Annotated in this window: 17 protein-coding genes, 1 tRNA gene and 1 pseudogene; 13 read left to right on the top strand and 6 right to left on the bottom strand. The window is 66.8% G+C overall.

Annotated features, from left to right (window positions below; genetic code table 11):
- Positions 1-27 precede the first annotated feature (27 nt).
- From J8M51_RS36260 to J8M51_RS36240, 5 genes and pseudogenes are all read left to right on the top strand, one after another.
- The gene (locus J8M51_RS36260; protein WP_086751392.1) at positions 28-2,340 is read left to right on the top strand and encodes a hypothetical protein; all 2,313 of its coding nucleotides are present in this window, start codon (positions 28-30) and stop codon (positions 2,338-2,340) included.
- Between the two features lie 80 nt (positions 2,341-2,420).
- Positions 2,421-3,119 carry a hypothetical protein gene (locus J8M51_RS36255; RefSeq protein ID WP_256963989.1) on the top strand — a complete coding sequence of 233 codons (699 nt, stop codon included), beginning with the start codon at positions 2,421-2,423 and terminating at the stop codon, positions 3,117-3,119.
- Between the two features lie 127 nt (positions 3,120-3,246).
- Positions 3,247-3,504 (top strand): annotated as a pseudogene (locus tag J8M51_RS36250) (WhiB family transcriptional regulator); the annotation flags it as partial.
- 246 nt (positions 3,505-3,750) lie between these two features.
- Positions 3,751-4,716 (top strand): hypothetical protein, encoded by a 966-nt coding sequence (locus J8M51_RS36245; RefSeq protein ID WP_256963992.1) that lies wholly within the window; start codon positions 3,751-3,753, stop codon positions 4,714-4,716.
- Between the two features lie 49 nt (positions 4,717-4,765).
- Positions 4,766-5,029, top strand: a complete 264-nt coding sequence (locus tag J8M51_RS36240) for a hypothetical protein (protein ID WP_086751388.1) — start codon at positions 4,766-4,768, stop codon at positions 5,027-5,029.
- Between the two features lie 36 nt (positions 5,030-5,065).
- Here J8M51_RS36240 and J8M51_RS36235 read toward each other — a convergent pair whose 3' ends face one another.
- From J8M51_RS36235 to J8M51_RS36220, 4 genes are all read right to left on the bottom strand, one after another.
- Complete coding sequence (locus tag J8M51_RS36235) at positions 5,066-6,676, bottom strand: AAA family ATPase (RefSeq protein ID WP_256964657.1); 1,611 nt, start codon at positions 6,674-6,676, stop codon at positions 5,066-5,068.
- Between the two features lie 303 nt (positions 6,677-6,979).
- Positions 6,980-7,822 (bottom strand): hypothetical protein, encoded by an 843-nt coding sequence (locus tag J8M51_RS36230; protein WP_143673181.1) that lies wholly within the window; start codon positions 7,820-7,822, stop codon positions 6,980-6,982.
- On the bottom strand, positions 7,806-8,888 hold the full coding sequence (locus J8M51_RS36225) for a phosphoenolpyruvate carboxykinase (ATP) (RefSeq protein WP_267299785.1): 1,083 nt from the start codon (positions 8,886-8,888) through the stop codon (positions 7,806-7,808). The genes J8M51_RS36230 and J8M51_RS36225 overlap by 17 nt, the downstream gene beginning before the upstream one ends.
- Positions 8,889-9,033: 145 nt before the next feature.
- Positions 9,034-9,104: transfer RNA gene (locus tag J8M51_RS36220), tRNA-Cys, on the bottom strand.
- A gap of 83 nt (positions 9,105-9,187) precedes the next feature.
- Here J8M51_RS36220 and J8M51_RS36215 point away from each other — a divergent pair.
- Complete coding sequence (locus J8M51_RS36215) at positions 9,188-10,258, top strand: S66 family peptidase (protein ID WP_086755763.1); 1,071 nt, start codon at positions 9,188-9,190, stop codon at positions 10,256-10,258.
- Here the strand turns inward: J8M51_RS36215 and J8M51_RS36210 are convergent.
- The gene (locus J8M51_RS36210) at positions 10,198-11,196 is read right to left on the bottom strand and encodes a GNAT family N-acetyltransferase (protein WP_143673183.1); all 999 of its coding nucleotides are present in this window, start codon (positions 11,194-11,196) and stop codon (positions 10,198-10,200) included. The two genes, J8M51_RS36215 and J8M51_RS36210, sit on opposite strands and share 61 nt — an antisense overlap.
- A gap of 385 nt (positions 11,197-11,581) precedes the next feature.
- Between J8M51_RS36210 and J8M51_RS36205 the strand changes: the two genes are divergently transcribed.
- From J8M51_RS36205 to J8M51_RS36180, 6 genes are all read left to right on the top strand, one after another.
- Positions 11,582-12,448: a class I SAM-dependent methyltransferase gene (locus J8M51_RS36205; RefSeq protein WP_086755765.1), complete on the top strand. Its 867-nt coding sequence runs from the start codon at positions 11,582-11,584 to the stop codon at positions 12,446-12,448.
- Positions 12,449-12,453: 5 nt separating this feature from the next.
- Positions 12,454-13,899 carry a cysteine--tRNA ligase gene (cysS, locus tag J8M51_RS36200; RefSeq protein ID WP_218781435.1) on the top strand — a complete coding sequence of 482 codons (1,446 nt, stop codon included), beginning with the start codon at positions 12,454-12,456 and terminating at the stop codon, positions 13,897-13,899.
- A gap of 88 nt (positions 13,900-13,987) precedes the next feature.
- On the top strand, positions 13,988-15,112 hold the full coding sequence (locus tag J8M51_RS36195) for a hypothetical protein (RefSeq protein ID WP_179203093.1): 1,125 nt from the start codon (positions 13,988-13,990) through the stop codon (positions 15,110-15,112).
- Positions 15,109-15,855, top strand: coding sequence for a P-loop NTPase (locus tag J8M51_RS36190; RefSeq protein WP_086755768.1), 747 nt, complete (start codon positions 15,109-15,111; stop codon positions 15,853-15,855). Before J8M51_RS36195 ends, J8M51_RS36190 begins: the two co-directional genes overlap by 4 nt.
- On the top strand, positions 15,852-16,937 hold the full coding sequence (locus tag J8M51_RS36185; RefSeq protein WP_086755769.1) for a phosphotransferase enzyme family protein: 1,086 nt from the start codon (positions 15,852-15,854) through the stop codon (positions 16,935-16,937). Before J8M51_RS36190 ends, J8M51_RS36185 begins: the two co-directional genes overlap by 4 nt.
- A 9-nt stretch (positions 16,938-16,946) precedes the next feature.
- Complete coding sequence (locus tag J8M51_RS36180) at positions 16,947-17,576, top strand: dTMP kinase (RefSeq protein WP_086755770.1); 630 nt, start codon at positions 16,947-16,949, stop codon at positions 17,574-17,576.
- Positions 17,577-17,579: 3 nt separating this feature from the next.
- On the opposite strand, the gene J8M51_RS36175 is transcribed toward J8M51_RS36180, so the two are convergent.
- Complete coding sequence (locus tag J8M51_RS36175; protein WP_179203094.1) at positions 17,580-18,647, bottom strand: asparagine synthetase A; 1,068 nt, start codon at positions 18,645-18,647, stop codon at positions 17,580-17,582.
- A gap of 1,045 nt (positions 18,648-19,692) precedes the next feature.
- Here J8M51_RS36175 and J8M51_RS36170 point away from each other — a divergent pair.
- Positions 19,693-21,594 (top strand): type IV secretory system conjugative DNA transfer family protein, encoded by a 1,902-nt coding sequence (locus J8M51_RS36170; protein WP_086755772.1) that lies wholly within the window; start codon positions 19,693-19,695, stop codon positions 21,592-21,594.
- Positions 21,595-21,720 lie beyond the last annotated feature (126 nt).

The following is a 21,720-nucleotide window of genomic DNA, read 5'->3' as shown; positions in this document are numbered from 1 at the left end:
TCGTCCGCATTCGTCCAAGGAATCCAGATGTCCTCGCGCCACACGCTGCGCCGCACCCTCGGCAGGACGGGCTCGGCCGTCCGCGCCGTCCTCTTCGTGGCGCTGACCCTCATAGCCCTGACCCTCGCCGCGCCGTCCTCGGCCTACGCGGACTTCTCCTGCAACTTCACCGGCGACGACCAGTATCAGATGGACACGGCGGGCGACGCCGAGAGCGTGTTCCCCGCCTACAACCAGTGGGACGAGGGGGCGACGGACGAGAAGGAGAACGAGAAGGGTCTCAACATCCAGGGCAGCGTCACCGGGGCGGTGAAGATGCCCCGCTCCCCCGAGATGTACACGATGTACGAGTTGAACGGCCTGCGCGGGCTGAACTTCTCCCAGACCTTCAAGGGCCGGGGCGACGCCTCCGAGGACAACGGCGACATCGGGAGCGGCGCCGACAGCTGCGCCGTGATGGACCTGGTCTACAACGGCGCGGCCGACACCATCTTCACGTTCACGAAGTTCTTCACGAGGATGTCGATCTCCGTCAAGGAGACCGCCTCCAACCCGAGTCCGATGGCGGGCCTGTACGAGGGCCGCGACAGCGTCGTGAAGACCCTCAGGGACAACGTGCTCCGTCCCGCCGTGGTCATCATGATCCTGCTCGTCGGTCTGTGGGTGTTCACCAAGTGGCGGGCCGGCGACACCCGCGAGGTGTGGGCCGGTGTCTCCTGGGCCGCGCTCAGCATCATCGGCGTCATGGCGTTCCTCACCGGCGGCAATTACGACAAGTTCGTGAAGTGGTCCGACACTCATATCGGAGATGCCAACACGGCCTTGATGTCGACCGCCCTGGCCGGGGTGTCGGGCGAGATGCAGCCGCCCTGCGACCTGAAGGACAACTACAACAAGGGCCTGCGCCAGTCGAGTTGTGCCATGTACGACACGCTCATCTTCCGCCCCTGGGCCCTCGGGCAGTTCGGTGCGCCGGGCAAGAACTGCATCTTCAAGAAGGAGGGCGACGGCAAGGTCAGCGAGGGCGTCTGCGTTCCGGACAACAAGAACGCCACCTGCGACTACGGCAGGGGCGCCCGTTGTGAGGATCTCCGCGTCCGTCAGCTCGTGGCCCAGTCCGAGACCAACAAGGACCTCGGCAAGGATCTGAACAAGATGGACGACGAGTGGGTGCCCATCCGCAAGGACATCGCGGGCGGTGAGGACATCGACGCGGACGACACCCCGGACCAGAACATCTACCCGGTGTCGTTCGACACCTGGGCCGGCAAGAACGCGGGGGCCCGGGTGGGTGTGGCCTTCTACTCCCTCCTCGCGTCCTTCGTCGTCGGCACGATGGTGATCATCCTCAGCGGACTCACCCTCCTCTGGCACGCCGTCACCCTGATCCTCATCGTGATGCTCCCCCTGGTCGCCGCCATCGGAATGCACCCCTCACAGCAGAAGCTGCTCAAGGGCTGGCTGGAAACCTTCGTGCACAGCTTCGTGCTCCGGGCGGGCTTCAGCGTGATCCTGACCCTGCTGCTGGTCCTGTATCAGATGATCTTCCCCGCGGACATCGCGCTGGGCAGCCAGCTGATGCTGCTCATGCTGGTCAGCATCGCCGTGGTGATGATGATCCGGAAGCTCATCGAGAAGCTGACGAGCGGGGAGTTCAGCCCGGAGTTCGGGGGCGGTCAGGTCGTTCCGGACGCGGGCAGGGCCCCCGGCAAGCTGAGTCTGGACTGGCGGGGCGCCAGGTGGGACGGTGCCCGGCAGCGTCCGCGCCAGGCGGCGGCCGGCGACGAGGGGGGTACGGGCCGGGTGGCGGCCACCAGGGCGAGGAATGCAGAGCCCCGGACCGGGGAGCAAATGGTCGGCCGTGCCTGGCGTGCGGGGCGGGACGCCGTTCAGCGCAGGCGCAACGGCGGCAACCCGCAGAACCCGAACCAGGGCGGGAACCAGGGGGCGAACCAGCCCGGTTCGGGCCGCACCGGCAGCCAGGGGACGACCGGCGGCTCGGGATCCAACGGTGGTTCCGGGTCCAACAGTGGCTCGGGGTCCAGCAGCGGCTCCGGGCGTGGTGGCCGCGTCAGCGGTTCGGGCAGCGGCAGCAGTGGCACCGGATCCGGCGGCCACAGCGGCACCGGCGGCGGCAGCGGTAATACCGGCAACACCGGCGGCTCGTCCGGCAACACAGGCGGTTCCGGGGGCAACAGCGGAGGCACCGGCGGATCCGGCGGCAACAGCGGGGGATCCACCGGCTCCGGCGGCAACAGCGGAGGCACGGGCGGCGGCACCGGCTCCGGCGCCAACGGCGGAGGCACCGGCGGCCGCGTGAGCAACTCGGGCAACCCGTAACAGAGCCGGGGCGCCGCTTCACCGCGGCGCCCCACCCCACCCCCCACCCATCCGTCCGTACCCACATCGAGGAGGCACCCGTGCCCGCACTGAAGACCGGTCGTTCGTACGGCCATCGGGCCGGGACGACCGCACGCACCGGCACGGGGCGGAAGCAGGGGGAGAAGGCGGAGAAGGGAAGCGTCTCGGCCCTGCTCCGGCGCTTCGTCCGCCAGGACCGCGACGACGCGTGGGCCGTCAGGCTCCTCCCCCGAATCGCCTTCGGATTCGCCGCCGCCTACACCTTGTTCGCGCTCGCGTCGTCGAGCGGCTCGTCTTTCGTCGCGGTCGGCGGGCTGCTCTCACTGGGGCTGGTCGTCTGGTTCATGCGGCGCCGGCGACAACTGCTGCTGGCCCTCGCGTCGACTCTGCTCACCGCAGGTCTGACCGGCTACTTCGCCGCGGCCGGCGAGGCGGCCCGCTGGGGCACTTCGGCAGTCGTCAGCGGGGAAGCGGTGTTCGGGTACTGGGCACTGGCCGGCATGGCGCTCCTCGGTGCCTGGATCCCGAAGACCCACCCCGGGGGACGCGGAGTCACCGTCATGGGCGCCGATGTGATCATCGCCATCGCGTCGGGTGTGGGAATGGTCTGGCCGGAGGCAGGCGTCCCCATCGGGTTCGTCGGCGTCAGCGCGGTCCTGACTTTGCGCGGTGGCGGTCTGTGGGCTCTGCGCAACGGGATACGGAAGCTCTCCGGCAGGCGGTCCGGCCCCAAGGACACGACGAACAGGGACAGTTGACGCGGCCGTGAATGTCTCGATTCGCCTATGCGTGAACGAACCGGATCATTTGCATGTGCGTTGCGTACGGTTGACAGATTGCTCTAGAGTTCCTTGTGATCATAGATCATCACGGGGGATTACACACATGCGTATGGCAAGCCATACGGCGCTGTTCGCACCACCCATACCGTCCTCGCGCAAGCCCATCAGGCCCCGCGTCCCCGATGCCGCGGTGTCCTGCCAGCGGCGCCCTGACGTGTTCCAGCACCCACTGCTGGAGAACGCCCGGCCCACGCACGAGGAATCCGCGAGTCAGCGCCGTCACCACCTGGTACTTCTGCACACCGCACGCGACTTGTGCGCGTCCTGTCCGCTCTGGGCCGAGTGTCTCCAGGACGCGATCACACAGGCCGAGCCGTACGGCTACACGGCCGCGACCACCGCCGAGGACCGCCGCTGGATCCGCCGCCGACTCGGGATCGGCGACGAGAACGGCGACCTTCCGCACCGAGACACGACCCGTTCCGGCTGCACGTCCGCGCCTTGGCGACTCGCTCGCCTGCGATCACGTGCCGGCGGTTCGGTTCCGTATCGGCCTCCTGGTGATCAGGGTGTTCCCGAACTGGAACAGATCCTGGACGCTTTCGACATGCTTCAGGAGCAACGGGAGCGGCAGCAGGACCTGTTGAAGGAGGCCCAGGCCGAGGCATCCGCGCCGACACCGGCGCGACCGGACATCCCGTCGAGGACGGAAGCACCGTTGGAAGGCAGGGACGAAGATCCGATGGCAGGGGTCGACTCCGGACAACGGATCGCCTTCTCGCTGGAGGACCCGGCCGAGGCCGTACGACAGGCCGTACTGGGCCCTCTGGTGCGATCCGCACTGCCCGCGGTGCTCAGCGTCGAGCAGGTCGCCGCCATGCTGACCAGGGTGCCCGGCGGCGATGTCGCGCCCGAGACACTCGACACCATCCGCGATCTGCGGGCGGCCCTGGTCTCCATGCTGCCGACGGACGACGGTTCCCCGGCCGGGGAGGGCGAGAGCGACGAGGCGAGCGCGCCGTCCCTCCTCACCGGCTCCGTGGGTGTGAAGCTCGCGATGACCGACCCCGTGGCCGCGCTGCGCCGCGACTTCCTGCGACCGCTGCTGCGGGATCTCCTCCTTCCCCTCTCCAACATAGAGAAGGTCGCCACCATGCTGACGGCCACGCCCGACGGGGACCGCGATCCCCGGTTGGAGACCGTCCGCACGGCGCTGCACGAGCTCCGGTCCTTCCTGCCACGTATCGAGACGAGCGGCGCGCCGGCCGGCAACGGCCCCCAGCCGCTCGCTTCACGCGGTGACGGTTCCACGGACGCCGGGCCGCGCGACCATCCGGCGGCCACGGTCAGCGTCCGTGCCGCGGTGGTGCGGACCGTGGCGACCTTCCCGAACGCGTTCTCAGCCGCGGACGTGCTGCACCTGATGCCGCCCAGCAGGTACGGTGCCACCTCGAAGACCATCAGCAACATACTGTCCACCCTGGTCAAGTCCGGTCAGCTGGAACGTGTCTCACGGGGCACGTACATCCGCCTCGACGACCTGGTCGACGGAAGCGAGTCCACGAACAGCTGACCCGTGCCGGAGTGGCCCGGCCGGGAGGACCGGCCGAAAGGAAGAAACGATGACCGAAGCGCCCCACCCCTCAGGCACGCCCGATGTGCAGGGCGCCCAGATACGGGTCTTCTCGCCCAACGCAGGTCTCGTCGACGGCGTTCCGGTGACCGCCCCGCCCTACGGCGACATCCAGGACGTCGTCCTCTCCATCCTCCAGCAGCGCGCCCAGCAACTGGGGGGTCCCGCTCTGGCCGCCATCACGGACGACCGCTTCGGCAGCACGATCCGCCTTCTCGTCCACCCGGACGGATCGACGGAACAGCTCGCGTGACCCGGTCCGGCCGCGGCCGGACCGGGCGGCACGCGCTCAGGGGGCGGTCGCGCTGTCGTGAAGCTCCTTGTACGCGGCCGAGACGTCCGCGAGGCGTACGGTGACGATCTCCTCCCGGGTGGGCGTGTCGGAGCCTCCGTAGCGGTCGTAAAGACGTAGATCGCGAAGTGCCGCGGACTTCCGGCACAGTTCACGGGCGAAACGGCCGTTGCCCAGCCGGTCGACGAGACCGTCGGCCACGGCCTGCTCGCAGTGCCCACGGAGCGCCGTGGTGGCGTCCTCGTCCAGGACATCTCCCTGGGAATCGAAGAAACCGTGGGCGATCCGCACCAGTTCGTCGGCGGAGTACGAGGGAAAGGTCACGCGGGTGGTGAATCTCGAGGCCAGTCCCGGATTGGTGGCCAGCAGCGCGTTGATCTCGTCCGGGTAGCCGGCCAGGATGACGACCAGCCGGTCCCGGTCGTCCTCGGCACGCTTGAGCAGGACCTGCAGTGCTTCGTCCCCGAAGGCGTCGCCACCGGAATAGCCACTGTTCGACAATGCGTACGCCTCGTCGATGAACAGCAGGCCGCCCAGCGCGGAATCGATCACCCTGCTCGTCTTGATGGCCGTCTCCCCGAGATGCCGGCCGACGAGGTCGACCCGCTGCGTCTCCACCACATGGCCGCGGTCGAGCAGGCCGAGGCCGGCGAACACCTTTCCGAGCACCCGGGCCACCGTGGTCTTGCCCGTCCCCGGGGGCCCGGCGAACACGAAGTGCTGGGGCCCCGAACTCGACGGGAGGCCCTGCTCCCTCCGCACCGCGGTCATCCGCAACTGCGCCACAAGGGTGCGCAGTTGCCGCTTGACCGGCTCCAGGCCCACCATGCCGTCCAGCAGCTCCATCGCCTCGCCGAGCCACAGCTCCCGCGTTTCACCGTCGGGACCGGCCGAAGCGCCCTTCGTGGACCCCTTCTCGGGTGGTGCCTCCTGGTCCGGGATGTCGGTGGCCGGGACGGTGACGGCCTTGGCCCGGGTGGCGACATCGGCGAGGGTGGGGAAACAGCGGAAGGCGTACTGGAACTGCCGCAACGCCTCTTCCGGCCTGTCCAGCCCCTCGAGTGCGAGCCCCCGCACATAGGCGACCTCACCCTCGAAGCGACTTTCCCTCTCCAGCGCCTGCGGAAGCGGGGCGAGAGTGCTGACCGCCTCGTGGAAGACGTGCTGCTCCACGAGGGCTCTGGCCACGTACAGTTGCGCCTCGTCGCGAAGGAACGCGTCGGTGATGTTCCGTGAGAAGTGCAGGACCAGGGGCCAGTCCTGCTTGAGGAAGGCGTATCGCGAACACACGAACCGCGTCTCGTCGCAGTCCAGTTGCGCCTCCGCGAGCGACTGCCACGCCTCGCCCAGCCTCCGTTCCTGCAACAGCCCCGCCATGGTGGCGAGCCAGAGGTCACGCGCGGTCTCCAGCCGGAACGTCACGTAGAAACCGAGGTCGAACCGGGACTTCAACGGCATGCCGTGCTTGGTGCGCAGAGCGCCGAAGCAACCCCGGTGCTGTGCCATCGCCTCCAGAGCCTCGGCCCGACGATGCCCGGCGGCATGCAGCCCCAGCCAGGCGTCGGCGGCGAACGGATCGTGCTGCACCGCCAGTTCGAAGCGCTCCACGGCCGGCTCCGTCCGTCCCTGCCCCAGAAGCCCGACCCCCTCGACCCAGGCCCGCTCAGCCTTCCTGGTGGCATACCACGACGCCCCCACCTTCGCTTCCTTCCCTCGTGCGGTACCGGTTCCAGTTCCTCGGACGGCGAGTATTCCACCTCGTGCGGATCATCAGTGGACGCCAGGAGGTGGCCCTCGCACCACGGGTGCCTTGAGGACTGGCCGGGAAGAGAACGAGGGACATGACACCGAGGCGCGGCACAGCCGATCACCATGGACGCTGCTCGCGGGCATCGGCATTCCGTCGGCGGCTCAGGTGTGCTTGTCGTGAGCGGCTTGGACGAAGTCGCGCTTGAGCTCGACGGTCGTGGCCAGGCCTGCCGCGTCGAACCGTGGTTTCAGGAGATTGTGAAGGCTCCACAGGCGGGTCCGGAGCTGGTCCGGCCCGCACTCCGCGACCGGTTCCCGAGACTCGTGATGGATGTGCGCTCCGTACTCCAGCTCCAGCTGGATCTGCTCGGCGTCACCGATCCGGCAGCGGGACTCGACGATGTTGAAGACAATCCCGTCGGAGAGATGGACGTAGTGGCCTTTCGCCCGGGTCTTGTGCACCACCCCGGCGCTGCTGTCGAAGCCCGCGAGGGCGGCCGAGATCTGATCCGGGTCGGTGAGGAATTCCTCGGTCGACTGGATGAGCGGCGTACCAGCGGCCGGGTCCCGGAAGACCTGATGTGTCTTCCGCTGGAAGCCCTTGCTCCGATAGCCCTGGACAAGTGCCGTGCCGGCGGCTGGGTCCCGGAAGGCCTGACGCGCTCTCCGTTGCAGAGCATCCGTGCCATCGTGCTTGCGCTGCCTGCTCAACTCGGTGCCGTCCACCAGCCAGTACTCGACAGTGGTGGACCGGAACACAAGCCAGGACGGAGAGATCACACCGTCCGGCAGGCCGTCCGGCGCGAGCAGGTTCCGTGCGTAGTCCCCCAGCTCACCATGGGTTCCGGATTGCTGGGGAGCGTACTTGATCTCGAACTCCACGCCTTTGGCGTGCGGTTGGATCCGGAAGCCGTTCGCGGCGAGGATATTCAGCCAGTTGCTCGTGCCGTCGTCCGTGACCGCGCTCAGCAGTTCGCGCTGATACGGCTCAAGACCGGCCATCATGATTCTCCACAACGGCGGCCGGGCCGACCTTCTCGAAAAGCGCGGCGATCTCCTCGGACGACGGACGTCCCCGCCCGAGCCTGGTGTACCAGGGCACGTCCGGACGCAGGGGGCCGGTGCGCGGCTCACTGCCGGAACAGGCGTAGCGACGACCCGCCTCGCCGAGGAACGGTTCCCAACCTTCGCCGGGGTCGCTGCCCCGCCGCTCCAGCGTCTCCAGCAGGTCCCAGCGCGGCGCGGCAGTCTCTATCCGGGCGGGGCCGGCTGCGGAGACGTTGGCGATGAGGATCGCGCCCAGCGGGAGAGGCGGCGCGGCCTTGCGGACGCCGAGCGCGGTCCAGTAGATGTCATGCGGCAGGAGGACTTTGGCCCCATCGTCCGGCGACTGCTCCAAGCCCAACTCCTCTGCGGCCTTCAGCAGCTCCGGGTTGGCACGGATGGTGCCCCAGCACACCCCAGGGTAGTCAGGGAAGCTGTACACCTGACTGGCGTCGGTGGTCGTGTAGAGGATGTCGCCGGAATAGAAGTCGGCCCCACTGCGAACGAGGTCGAGGGCGGTCGTGGTCTTGCCCGCCCCCTTGTCACCGACCAGAGCGACCGCCGCCTGCCCGTTGCTGACCGAGGCCGCGTGGATGAACGTGCCGCCGCCGACCGCGGCCAGCTCCCACATGGCCTCACGCAGGAAGTCGGAGAGGTGGTACCGCGAGGTGTCACTGACGTAGACATGCAGTCCGGACCCGTCGGTGGCCAGGTCGAAGACCGTCCGGCTCGACGCGATTTCGATCACTGTCCGGTCGCCGACCTGCCAGAGGTCACCCCAGACGTGAGTGTCGTCCGACCGGCCCTTGCGGACCATCGTTCGCTGCGGCTCTCCGGACGGGCGGGTCCAGTCGGCAAGTGAGGAGATCCGGAGGGGCAGGCCGTTCGCCTGGGCGAAGTCGAGAGGTTCCACCGAGAAGTGCGGCTGCACGAAGGCGAGCACCGGCGCGATGGCCTGCTCGGCGTCCGGGTGAACCGTCGCGCTGATCTCCTGCGCCGCGAAGCGGATCGACAACGTCCGGCTCATGCGAGGCTCCCGATGACGCGCTGCCCCAGAAGGTCCGCCGACTGTGTCGCAGCCAACTGGCTTGCCGAGCATGCCGCTATGCCGTGAATCAATCTGTCAACCTTCAGGGAGTCGATCAGGCACCGTGTCTAGCCCAAAGGGGTAGAGGTGAAGACGGGATTCGAACCCGTGTACACGGCTTTGCAGGCCGTTGCCTCGCCTCTCGGCCACTTCACCACAACATCACGCTCGGTCAAACCGGGCGCTGCAAAACGATACTAACCGATCATCAGCGGTAACAACCCGGCTAGGGTGCTCCGATGGATCCCTCGACGACCGTGGTAAAGCCGTACGCGCCGCTGCCGGGCTCGGGCATCGGCCTGGTCACGCCGTCGAGTTCGGTGAGCCGCTACCCGCGCCGTTCGGCGCGAGCCGTGCGGGCGCTCGCCGGTCTCGGCTTCCTGCCCGTCGCCGCGCCGCACGCGTGGTGGCAGGACCATGACCGGCCTGCACCCGAGGCTCTGGCGGAGGACATCGCGTGGTGCTGCCGGCACGAGGAGATCTCGGCGATCCTGTGCACGACCGGTGGCCTGCGCTCCGCCGAGCTGCTCCCCCACCTGGACTTCGACCTGCTCCGGGCCGCCCGTAAGCCGCTGTGCGGGTTCAGCGACATCACGTCCCTCCTGCTTGGGGTGTACGCCCGCGCGGGCATCGTGACGTTCCACGGCCCCACCCTCGTCCCCTCGATGGGTGATGCCGATGGCATCGACCCATATGTGGCGGACGGCCTGCTGGCTTCCTGGCGTCCCGGCGGCTCCCGGGTGCTGCGCCCTCCCACCGCAACGTCCGTGGAGTCACCGCGCTGGGAGGTGGAGGACCATCGTCCGAGATCTCGGGTACCCGCGGGGCCATGGCGTGCTCTGACGCCTGGCAGCGCGCGCGGACGGTTGGTCGGCGGCCACCTGAGCACCGTCGTGGGCCTGCTCGGTACTCCGTTCCTTCCACGGACGACGGACTGCCTGGTCTTCCTGGAGACGAACGAGTCCCGGGTGGCGGTGATCCGGCGTGACCTGTCCGCGCTCGCCGCGGCCGGGTTCTTCGGTGATGCCGCGGGCCTGGTGTTCGGCCGCACGCCGTGCGCCGACCGGCCCGACGAACTGGATCGGTGTCTGCTGGAACTGGCCGCCGAGCATGGCCTTCCCGCACTCACCGACGTCGACCTCGGTCACACCGTGCCGATCACTACACTACCGATCGGCGTCATGGCCACCCTGGACACCGGCCGGGCGCTGCTGCGCCTGGACGAGACCGCGGTATCGGCGCGGGAGAGTCAGCGGGTGAAGGACAGCGTGACGATGTCCTCGGGGACGCCTCCGAGGCGGACCTTGTAATCCTGCGCGCCTTTGAGGAAGTCGAAGACGAGCCCTTGCTCAAGGGTTTCCTCAGCCAGGTGTGAGACGAGGACGACTCCCGGAGCAAGCCCGTTGTTCGAGGCGCTGACCGTCGAGATGTCGTACGACATGTTGTAGAGGTACTTCGTGCGGCGGTGCGTCAGCACGATCGCGGAGGCCACGGCACGGTCGTCCTGTGTACGGAGTTCCACCACGTGCGCGGCGTCCCTCGGAGCCAGTTCCTTGAGCAGGTCGCGGACGAAGTCGCCATATTCCTTCACGAAAGCATGCATCGCCGGCGTCGCCGACGCCTTCCAGGCGAGCAACTGCTCCAGCGCGCCGGACCAGGTGTCCGGGGTGGAGGTGATCATCTCCACCGGCCCGATCTCCTCCTCCAGGCGCTTCCGCTTGCGGAGCACCTCTCCTCGTCTCTTGGAGTTCAGCAGTCCGAGGTAGCCCTCCGGCGCCGAGAGGATGCGGGGCGCCTGGTCGTAGGCCTCGACCTCGACCTGCGGAGCCCGCCGGCGGAAGGCGTCGATCAACTCCTGGGTCAAGGGCCCACCGGCCGGGAGCCCGGCAAGGTGTGCGCGTTCCCACCGCGGCTCGTCAAAGACCAGCCGGGTCACGGCGTCGGCCACAGCCCTTTCCCGACCGTCAGCCACCGCCGGTCCCATGTAGTCGACGACATCTCGTCCACCGGCGAAGGAGAGGGTGCCGTCACTCAATTCGAAGGCACAGACACCGATGGTTTCTCCGCCGTCCACAAAAGTAGCGGCGTGAAACTGTGAGGATGAATTCTTCGTGGCGTTGTCGCGCCACCATGCGAGAAGGAATCGGCTGTCCTGGAAAATCGAACCGGCCGTGCCGACGAATTCGTCCCACGAAGCATCACCGAGGACCTCATCGCCACGCCCCCACACTATGTCGACATTACTCATGCCCCGCACATTCCCTTTCCTTGCCAACGCGTGCTTTTCTGGCCGCGGTTGAAGCTCAGCCGATATCGAGGCCGACTCAAGCCACGGTACCAAGGCAGGGATCAACCCCACCCCCGGCGCAAGTCGAGCCGGTGGCCTCGCCAAGGCTTCCCGCTCCGGTCCGGCTTCAGTCCCCCTGCGGTCGCTCCGCCGAGAAACTCAGTGACGGTCCGCGGCGGGGCACCCGCCTGACGAGTCGTCAAGCTCCGACCGGCACTTCGGGCCGGTTCACATACGGTTGGCATGGACGGGTGTGGCTGACGTAGAGTCGATCGGCCGGACGGGGGTCCTGGATGCCTTACGACCCGGCCAGTGAAGTTTCCCTACATGTAAGGAGTTCACCGCCGTGGTCGAGGCCGCTGCCGATACGTCCGTGCCGGTCGCCGAGCCAGTGTCCGAGATGGACTACTCGAGCTTCGTCGGCCTGATCCGTGAACGGAACCGACCCTCGGGCGGCGTGCGGACGGTACAGGAAGTCGCGGTCCAGGCCCGGATCGGATCGGACAGCCGGGTTCTCGAGATCGGGAGCAACACCGGCTTTACGTCCGTCAATATCTCCCTGCTCACCGGAGCGTCGGTGGTGGGCATCGACGTCAACCCGAATTCGGTCGCCGAGGCGGAGTCGTACGCCCAGTTGCATGGGTTGTCCGACCAGGTGCAGTTCCAGGTGCAGGACGCCAGGGAGTTGGCGGTCGAGGACGCTTCCTTCGACGCGGTCTGGGTCAGCAACGTGGTCTCGTTCGTGTCCGACAAGGCCCGGATGCTCGACGAGGTGACCCGCGTGGTCAAGGTGGGCGGCACCGTGATCGCCGTACCGATCTACTACCGACGCCGGCCGCCGCAGAAGATCGTCGACCAGGTGTCCGAGGCCATCGGAACGCCCGTTGACGTGATGAGCAAGAACGACTGGCGTGCGTTCTACGAAAAGGCGCCCGGCCTCGAGCTCTACTACGAGTCCGATTTCGTCTACGACCTCATCGACGATCAGGACGTCGAGCGGTACTGCGACGGCCTGATGGAGAAGGAACACCTCGCGGCCCTCGATCCCGGTGTGCAGGCACAGATTCGGGACCGGATGGGCTATTTCATGCGCCTGTTCAACGAGAACCTCAGTTATGCCGGCTTCTCCGTCATGCTTCTGCAGAAGCGGGTGGAGCGGGACGAGGTCGAACTTTTCACCAGCCATTCCGTACCGCTCCTGCCCAAGGAATGATGTTCGTGACCAACTCATCGGCAAGCGAGCAGCTGAGGCAGGGCCTTTCGCTCTACAGCACGCTGTCGCGCACCAGCACGCACTTCACTCCTGCCAAGGACGACACCGTCCGGATGTACGTGTGCGGGCCCACCGTCTACAGCGCCCCGCACATCGGCAACATGCGCACCTACCTGTTCGCCGACATCGCCCGCAGAGTCCTGGCCTTCGCGGGCTACTCGGTTCAGGCGGCCATGAACATCACCGACGTGGGCCACCTGACCAGTGACGCGGACAGCGGCGACGACAAGATGGCGAAGGCGGCCGCGGCCGAGCGGGCCACCGCGTGGGAGGTCGCCGAGAAGTACACGGAGATCTTCTTCGCGGACGCCGACCGACTGAACATCCTGCCGATGGATCTGGTCCTGCGAGCCACCCAGCACATCCCCCAGCAGATCGCGCTGATCCAGCGGCTGGAGGACAAGGGGGTCGTCTATCGCACCAATGACGGCATGTACTTCGACACCTCCTTCGTGCCCGACTACGGCAAGCTCACCCCGAACGACACCCGTGAGCACCTGCGCGCCGGCGAGCGAGTGGCGATGGGCGAGAAACGTCACGCCACGGACTTCGCCCTGTGGAAGTTCTCCCCGCCGGAGGCTCCGAAGCGCGACATGGAGTGGCCGTCACCCTGGGGTGTCGGCTTCCCCGGCTGGCACATCGAGTGCTCGGCAATGGCGATGGAATACCTGGGCGAATCGCTGGACCTGCACCTCGGCGGTATCGACCACATTCCGGTGCACCACACCAACGAGATCGCACAGAGCGAGACGGCGACGGGTGTCCCGTTCTCGCGTTGGTGGATGCACGGCGCGTTCCTCACCCTTGAGGGCGAGCGCAGGATGGGCAAGTCCGAGGGCAACAAGATCACCCTCGACACGCTGGTCGAGGAGGGCTTCGATCCGCTCGAATTCCGGTACCTGGTCCTGCTGAGCCACTACCGGAGCCCGCTGTCATTCTCGCAGACCGCGCTGGAACAGGCCGCGAACGCCCTGCGGCGCCTGAGGCACCGGGTCGCCGCCTGGAAGAAGTCCGTCGGCGCGGTGGATCTGCCGGATCGCGTGGACAGCCCGTACCTCACGCGATTTGTCGAAGCACTGGCGGAGGATCTCAACATGCCTCGCGCCGTCGCCGAGTTGTGGCAGGTGGCAAGGGACCCCGATCTCGACGACGCCACCAAGCTGAGTCTGGTCCTGACCTTCGACGAGGTTCTGGGACTGGATCTGAAGTCCGCCTCGAAGGAGGCCATCGAGATCCCCGACGCCGTGGTCCGGCTCGCGCAGGAACGGTGGGAACTCCGTTCGGCGAAGCGGTTCAAGGAGTCCGACGAACTGCGTGACCAGATCCTGGCAGCCGGCTACAGCGTGCAGGACGGTCCCGAGGGATACGAGCTTGTTCCCCTTCATGACTGATCTGCCGACCGATTCGGATGGACCGGCAGGGCGAGCACTACGGCAACTGCGCCGAGCGGCGTCGCCGTCGACGGCCACCCCTTCGGCCGTGGTCGAACTGGACCGCGTGGCCGACGGGGTGGACCTGGCCCGAAAGGCGCACCCGCGCCTACGGGTCACCTATGCCGTGAAGGCTTCCTACCACCGGCCCGTCCTTGACGCCGTGCGTGCCGCGGGAGCAGGCGTCAGCGCGTTTTCCGAGCTGGAGATGTCCCTTGCCCGCACCGCAGGGTTCGCCTCGTCCGACATCGTCTACAACGGTGTGGGCCGTGGGGGCGCAGTGCTCGCCGCGGCTGTCGACGCCGGTGTCACGGTCAACCTGGAGTCGCTCGCCGAACTGCACGGCCTTCTCCGCGCCCGCCCTGCGGACGCGCAGGCCGGGCGGATCGGCTTCCGTGTCAATGCTTCCGCGCCGGGCGAGAACGACACACTCGGCAAGTACGGCGTCCTAGGGCTTCCCGTCGCCCAACTGCCCGCGGTCGCGGACTTGCTGCGGGGGTCCGGCCTGGTCCTCGGTGGTGTCGGCTTCCATCACTTGGCCAACCAGCTCGACGGCACCGCTCACCTCGACACCCTGGACCGGCTGATACCCGCGCTGGCTCCGCTGTCCGGACATCCTGCGGTCGACCTCGACTACATCGACGTGGGTGGCGGGCTGGCCGGCCGACTGGAGGTGGACGACGAGAGCGCAACAGGGATGTTCCACGCGCTTGCCGACCAGATCGACGCGGAACTCGACTGCACCACGATCCTCGAACTCGGCCGGTTCCTGGTCGCCGACGCCGAGTCCCTGCTCAGCCGAGTGGTGGACGTGCGGGCGAGTGGCGACTTCACGGTCGCGATCCTGGACGCGACGACGAACTATCTGATCCCCGCGCCCGGTCATCGCTTCCGGGTGGAGCGGCTGGAGTCCCTCGCCGAGGACGAGACCCGAACGCCGGTGCGGTTCGTCGACCGGCTCGGCAGCACCATCTGTGAGAACCGCTGCGGCCCGCTCCGGCCGGGCACCCTGGTCGGCGTACTCAACGCGGGGGCGTACGCGGGAGTCATGAAGGAGCACTTCGTCTATCCGCTGCCCGACGTGTCCTTCGTCAGGGACGACACGGTCGTCGCCACGTCACCGTCCGGCGGCGACGAAGCCGTGCGGGCCCACCACAACTGGCCTGAAGCATGACCCGGTTCACGGCCGTGTACGGAACCAAGGGCGGCGTCGGGAAGTCCACCATCGCCGTCAACACCGCATACGCGCTCAGCGACCGGGGCACCTCCGTCGGCCTGGTGGACCTGGACCTGTCCGGCCCGAATGTCCAGAATCTGGTGGCGGGGCTCACGGGCCGACCACCGGCCATGGTCAACTTTCGTGTTCATCCCGGCCGGTACGGCGGGGTGGACATCGCCGGGCTGGGATTCTTCGTCCGCCCACACGAGGCGGGACTGCTCAGTGGCAAGTACCTCGAGGGCGCCCTGACGCAGATCCTCTTCCACGACGCGTGGCAGGCCTACGACCACGTCATCGTGGATATGCCGCCCGGCTTCGACGATCTCCATCGCCAGGTCTTCACCCGCCTGCCCATGCGGGTCGCCCTGGTCACCACACCCCATGTGCTGTCCACCCAGGACCTCGCGCGCGGCCGTAGGCTGCTCCAGCAGCTGAGCCTCCCGGTCCTCGGCTACGTGGAGAACATGAGCCACTTCTGCTGCGAGTTCTGCGGCAGGTCCTCGCGGCTGTTCTCCCCCGCCGGCGACGGCACACTGGACGATCTCGAACTCCTCTCGCGCGTGCCGTTCGCGCCTGAACCGCCGGACCTCGGAGCATCCGTCCCGCTGGTACTCACGGAGGAGCCGGCCACCGCCGAGTTCCGCCGCGGTGTTCAGGAGATCGCCCGACGCATTCACGAAGAGGAACGGCAAGGATGAGCGCCGACGCCAAACCACTCGACACCTCGATCGGCGTGATTGCCGATGACCAGCTCGCCCGGATACAGGCGGCGTTCGGGCTGGACAGCCTGTTGGTACTGCCGTTCTTCTCGCTCAACAAGTCGATCATCGATCTACGACGGCGTACGGAGACGGCGCGTAAGGTCTTCATCGAGTCGGAGCAGGGCGCCCTCTTCCTGAAGGAACTGCCGTGGTACTGCTCGTCGGTGGAGTTCGCCGCGTTCCAGACGGAACTCCTGTCCCAACTGCATGAACTGGGCGCGCCGGTGGCCCGTCCACTGGTCACTCACTCGGGCCACAGTTTCTTCCACGACCGCCGAACCGGCTCCATCTTCACCCTCCAGCCCTATGTCGAAGGCCGGAGCTGGACCGGCGGTGACGGCGAGGCCAGGGCAGCCGGCCGAGCTCTGGCCGGGCTGCACACGCACGCGGCACGGACGCGGATGAACGGCCTGCCAGGCATGCGCGACGCGTTCTCCAGCGCGGAAAGTCTGGTGAGTCTTCTCCAGGACAGCGCGGATCAGCCCGAGCCGGTGCGCGAGGAGATCCACGACTTCGCCCGACTCGCGCTCGCCGCAATCGAGCGGTCCCGGACCGAAGCGTACGCCGCCGGATACGGAGCCGAGGTGCTGCCGGTACACGGCGACTTCAATCCGTTCAACCTGATCTTCGGAGAGACGCGGGACAGCGCGGAGACGATCGTCGGGGTCGTGGACTTCGACAACACCTGCCTCGACGACCGGGCCCACGACCTGGGTGAGTCCCTGGTGCGCTTCGGCTGGGTCAACTACCGCGGCCTCAGCTCGGCCTACGGAGCGGTGCCCACCGGATTCGACCACTCCGCGGTCGCCGCCGTCCTGGCCGGATACCGCGAAGCCGACGAGTCCGCGGCAACGGCCGCCAGGCCCCTGCTTCCGGCGGTGATGACCGCGGTAGCCATGGAGCTGGCGGCGATCGGACTCCTTTCGGCGTACTACACGCACAGCGATCTACCCGCCCTCCGCCGCAATGCGGAGGCACTTCCGGAGATGGCCGCCGAGGCCGTCGCGTCTGTTTGGTAGGAACTCGACATGTCACACCCGCTGTTGCTCTCCATCGACGGGATCGACGGGTCGGGCAAGTCCACCCAGGTCGACCAGGTCGCCGCGGCATTGTCGGCGGCAGGGGTCCGCGCGGAACCGGCGGTGGTGGAGGCGTTCGGCGCTCGCACAGTCAATACGTTGGCCGAGCAGCTGACCGGGGATGCGTACGCCTACGATCCGGCGATACCCGCCGAGTTGCGCGAGTGGGTCTTCGCCTGCGACGTCGCGTACTTCACCAAGACGAGGTTCCCGCCCCTGTTCGCTGAAGGCATCACAGTTGTGTGGGACCGTGGGCCGCTGTCCTACCACGCCTCCGCTGTCGCGTACGACGGCCTCTCCGACTGGGTCGGCCGAGCCCAGTCGCTCTACCCGCGGCCGCACCGCACGTACCTGCTGGACCTTCCTGCTGATACGGCGGTGCGACGGCTGAAGGAGCGGGCCGGAAAACGACAGCGGACCGATGAGTCCGTGGACCTCCTCCGCAGAGTCCAGGAACACATGGTGGAGATGGCGAAGAATCGGCCGGACGTTGTGGTCCTGGACGCGACGCGTGATCCCGATGAGATCACCGCCCAGATTCTTCGCGACTGGCTCACCAGCCGGTCGGCGGCCGACTGACGCTCAGACCCAGGAGCGGTTTCCCGCGATGCGGGGCATCACGTGGAGATCCCGGATGTCATCGTGTTGGAGGACCCAGAGCAGGAACCGCTCAAGACCAAGACCGAACCCTGCGGTCTCCAGCGGATAGTCGTCCTTCATCCGGACGTACCAGGTGTAGTCGGACTCCGGTATCAGGTGGTCGGCGAGCGCCTGACGAGTCTCCTCCCCGTTGATGTGCCGCGCACCGCAACCGGCCACCTCACCGATGCCGAGGAGGAGGTCGGCGCTGTGCGCTCGGCCCCGCTCGTCGACTCGCTGGTAGAACGGCACGGTGAGGGACGGCGGAGCGGTCAGCCACACAGCGCCCCGGAAGTGTTCGATGAGGGCCTGCTCGCCGCGCCGCGTGATGGCTGGGGCGCCCGGCACCTTCGCCGTGAAGGCGTTCGATCCGAGGAGATCCTGCGCCTCGTCGTAGGTGATGCGCGGGAACTCGGATTGATTGAGGAGGTCCTCCAGGTGGTCGGTGGTGCCCGCGCACCTTTCGACCTGTGCGCCGACTGCACCCCGCAACAGGCCCTCGGTCAAGGCCGCCACGTATGCTTCGACCAGGCTCATGACCTCGTCCTGTCCTCCGCGGATCTCCGCCTCGGAGTGGAAGAACTGGTTGAGATGTGTCGAGTCCGCGTCCTCCCCGCGGAAGGTCGGCATGACGTAGTAGGCACCCTGCAGACCATGGCGCAGCATGAACTCCAGCTGGAACTGCATCGAGTCGGCCAGGTAGGTGCGGTCGCCTAGCAGGTCGATCTGTACCGGCAGGCTGTCGCTGCCGAGCCCCATCGGGCTGGATACCGAACTGACGGTGACCGGCATCAACACGGGCGAAACGTTTCGTGACTGGTAGAACGCACTGGTGCTGTCCAAGACAGAGGCGTTGACAGCGGTCACGATGCGGTACCACGGATGCTCCGCGGCAGAAGTGAGGTGGGCTTCCGGATCGGCCCACAGACCGGGCGGTCGTGTCCGCTCCTCCCGTGACCGTGCTGCGCCGTCGTCTGGCGAAGCGTCGAGCAGGTCGCTTGCCTGGCTCACGTGATGTCCTCCTTGTGGTGGTCGATTCTTCAACAGAACCTCACCGAACTGCTGACGACGAGGGGTGTGTTGATCTCCTGAGAAAGAGTCAGGTTACACACGCCTGTTGGGCGGAATGCTGGCGGTATCGCTACCTCCGCCACTGAGTTGAGGATGTATCAGAGTCAGGGTCATTTTCAAGATCGCCATGATGTCCCGGGTTCACCCGCGGCGGCGCTGACGTACCGTCATGGTCGAGTTGTGATTGCGGGGTCCGGGGGCGAATCCCATGAACACCGAGCGAGCCCGCGCCTGCGCCCGACACCGCAGCTGCCGACGGGCGTCCCATTCGACAGGGAGAGGTCAGGAGATCCAGGACCCTCCACCAGCCCCCCCCGAAGCATCTCGGTGGTCGTCCGGTACACCGAAGCGACGTCACGCGTGGTGCAGAACGGCCCACGAGAGGGGGCGTGTGAGCTATGTCGCGGGGAGCCGGCCGCTCTTGGCGCAGACTTTGCCGAGAAACTGACGTCGCCGAGGCAGGGATTGTTCCAAACGTTGCGGCCCTCGGGGATGCCACTCGGTGTCGCCCGCGTCTTCCCACCCGACGAGAAATAGTCGATGGCGCTCGGCTTCGCCATGGCGCTCACCTCACCCGAGGCCGACACGGCAGTGGCGCCAGGAGCCGCGCCAGAGCGTCTGCCGATGGCGATCTGGCGCGTGCAGGCATGAACCGCCGTACGGCGAACGTCCGGAAGCCTCGTGAACCCCTGCGCGGCGCCTGGAGGTCGTCTGGAGTCCGCATCCCTTCGATGTCCGTGACGGAGAAAGAGTGAAAGAGAAGTGAAACTGTGCGGTCCGCCAAGCCCCTCCTCGGGCAGGCGGCTGGGCGGAATGCGGCGTACCGCTCTCGCCTCTCCACTCAACGCGTGACGTCGTCCATGGCGCGGAGGGCCAAGTCGGCCCAGGCGTAGGCGCTTTGACAGGTGCCACCCCATTAGACTCGCGGAGAATAGTCCTCGGTGGCGAACGGGACATCTCACCTGAACAGAGAGGTGCCGATGGCGTGTCCAAGAGCATGATGAGCAAGTCCGTTACTGACAGGTCCCCTCACGTGTGGTCGACGGATGAAGTGATCGGCGTGCTCGTGACCTGCCTCCTGGGCCTGACCTGGGGCCTCGGCGTATTGGCCTGGGTATCGGGAGGTCTGGTCGCGCTGGCCACCCATGGCTCCTGGCCCGACCAGCCGTTTTCCGCTTCATTTTCACTCCCCGTCCGGCTGGCCATGCATTGGGACGAGCGCACGCTCGCATGGCCGGCCGAGGACCGATCCGTACTGGGACCCGACTGGTTCTTCTGGTCGTGCTTCTTCTTCCTGGTCGTCGCGGCAGGGACCGCGGTGACGATAGCGATTTCGCAGATCTCTCGTTCGCTGGCCCGGTACCGTCGCACACGCCCCGTCAAGGCCCGCAAGGAACAACGGGACAAATCTTCCATTTGGGCGCGGCCTGCGGACCTCGAATCCCTGGTGGTCCCCGACAGGAACACCCTCACGGGACGGGTCTATCTGGGCGAAATGGTGGACAAGCCGTCGATCAAGGTGGCGACTTCGCGTTACACCTCGATCGCGGTCATCGCACCAACGGGTTCGTCGAAGACGGTGAAGTATGTCGTACCGACCATACTGACCTGGCCCGACTCCATCTTCGTCACCTCCACGAAGAACGACGTCGCGGATCTGACCCTGAATTATCGGGGCGAAGGGCTGGACCGACCGGTCTACATTTTCGACCCCACGGGAGAATGGCCGGAGCACCAGCGCAAGTATCTGTGCGCCTGGTCACCACTCATGGCAATTCATGATTTCAGCGACGCCGACAAGGTCGCCCAATGGCTCTCCGAGGCGGTGATGGAGGGTGCCAGCGCGGACGGAGCGGTTCGCTACTTCATCAACCTGACCCAGATAGCCCTGGCACCGATGCTGTGGATCGCCCGGAAGACCAATAAGTCCATGCTGGACGTTGCGGACTGGAGCGGATACAAGGATTTCGACCGGATCGAAGCGCTTTTCGCCGAATACGAAACCACCCTTACGGACTCGGCGGCGAAGAAAGACCTGGCGTTGGCCCGTCGCGGAATGAAGGCGACCCAGGGGCGCCACTTCAAGGATCTGGGGTTCATCTTCGCCAATGCGGACCTCATCCTCAAGCCGTTCGTGTCCGCGCAAATGGCGCCGACAACAGACATCAGGTTCGATGAGAAGGGGAAGCCGTACAGCCCTTTCGGGCGCCAGGTTCTGGACATCGAGAACGTACTGGACACGGGCGGCACCATCTATGCCGTCAGCGATGAGGAAGAACAAGAGTTGCTACGCCCCGTATTTCAGACGGTGGCGAACTCCTATCTCCGGGCGGCTCGGAAGCGACAGCAGCGACAGGGGGCCGGCCCTCTGAAGAATCCCCCGCTGCTCTTGCTTGAAGAAGCCGCCAACGTCGCACCGCTGCCGACCCTCGACAAGATGGCCGCAACCTATCGTGGATTCGGCATCGTCATCATGTCGATCTGGCAGGACGAATCCCAGATCAGAACGCTGTACGGCACGCGAGCCCCCACGGTTCTAGGAAATCACACCACGCGGCTGTACCTGCCCGGATCCTCCGACGACAGTACGCTCGACCGGCTTTCCCGTCTGATCGGCGATCAGTCTGTTTCGCAACTCAAGATCGGTTACTCGTACCAAGATTCGCAACCGGACAAGGATCGGCGAATAACAGTCACCGACGGAGTCGAAGACATGCGACTGGCACCGATCGAATACTTGCGAACTTTGCCGAAGGATGTCGCAATCGTCTTGTCCGGCAATCTTCCGCCCATCAAGGTCGCAGCGACGCCGTGGTTCAAGGACCCGGAGATGCGCGCGCGCATCGGCCCGGAGATGTGCGAGAAGTACGACCGAGCTTTCGGTTAGCCACGCGGGTGAGGTCACTGGGTCGGGAAGGCACCGCTACGCCCTGGCGAACGTCGGCCTTCCCGACCCCACCCGCCGAGTGAAGGGGCCGCCGACGATACGCAGGTACCCCGGTTCCCTTCCCAC

This window comes from Streptomyces griseiscabiei (assembly GCF_020010925.1).
GTDB lineage: Bacteria > Actinomycetota > Actinomycetes > Streptomycetales > Streptomycetaceae > Streptomyces > Streptomyces griseiscabiei.
This window is presented reverse-complemented; position numbering and strand designations above follow the sequence as displayed.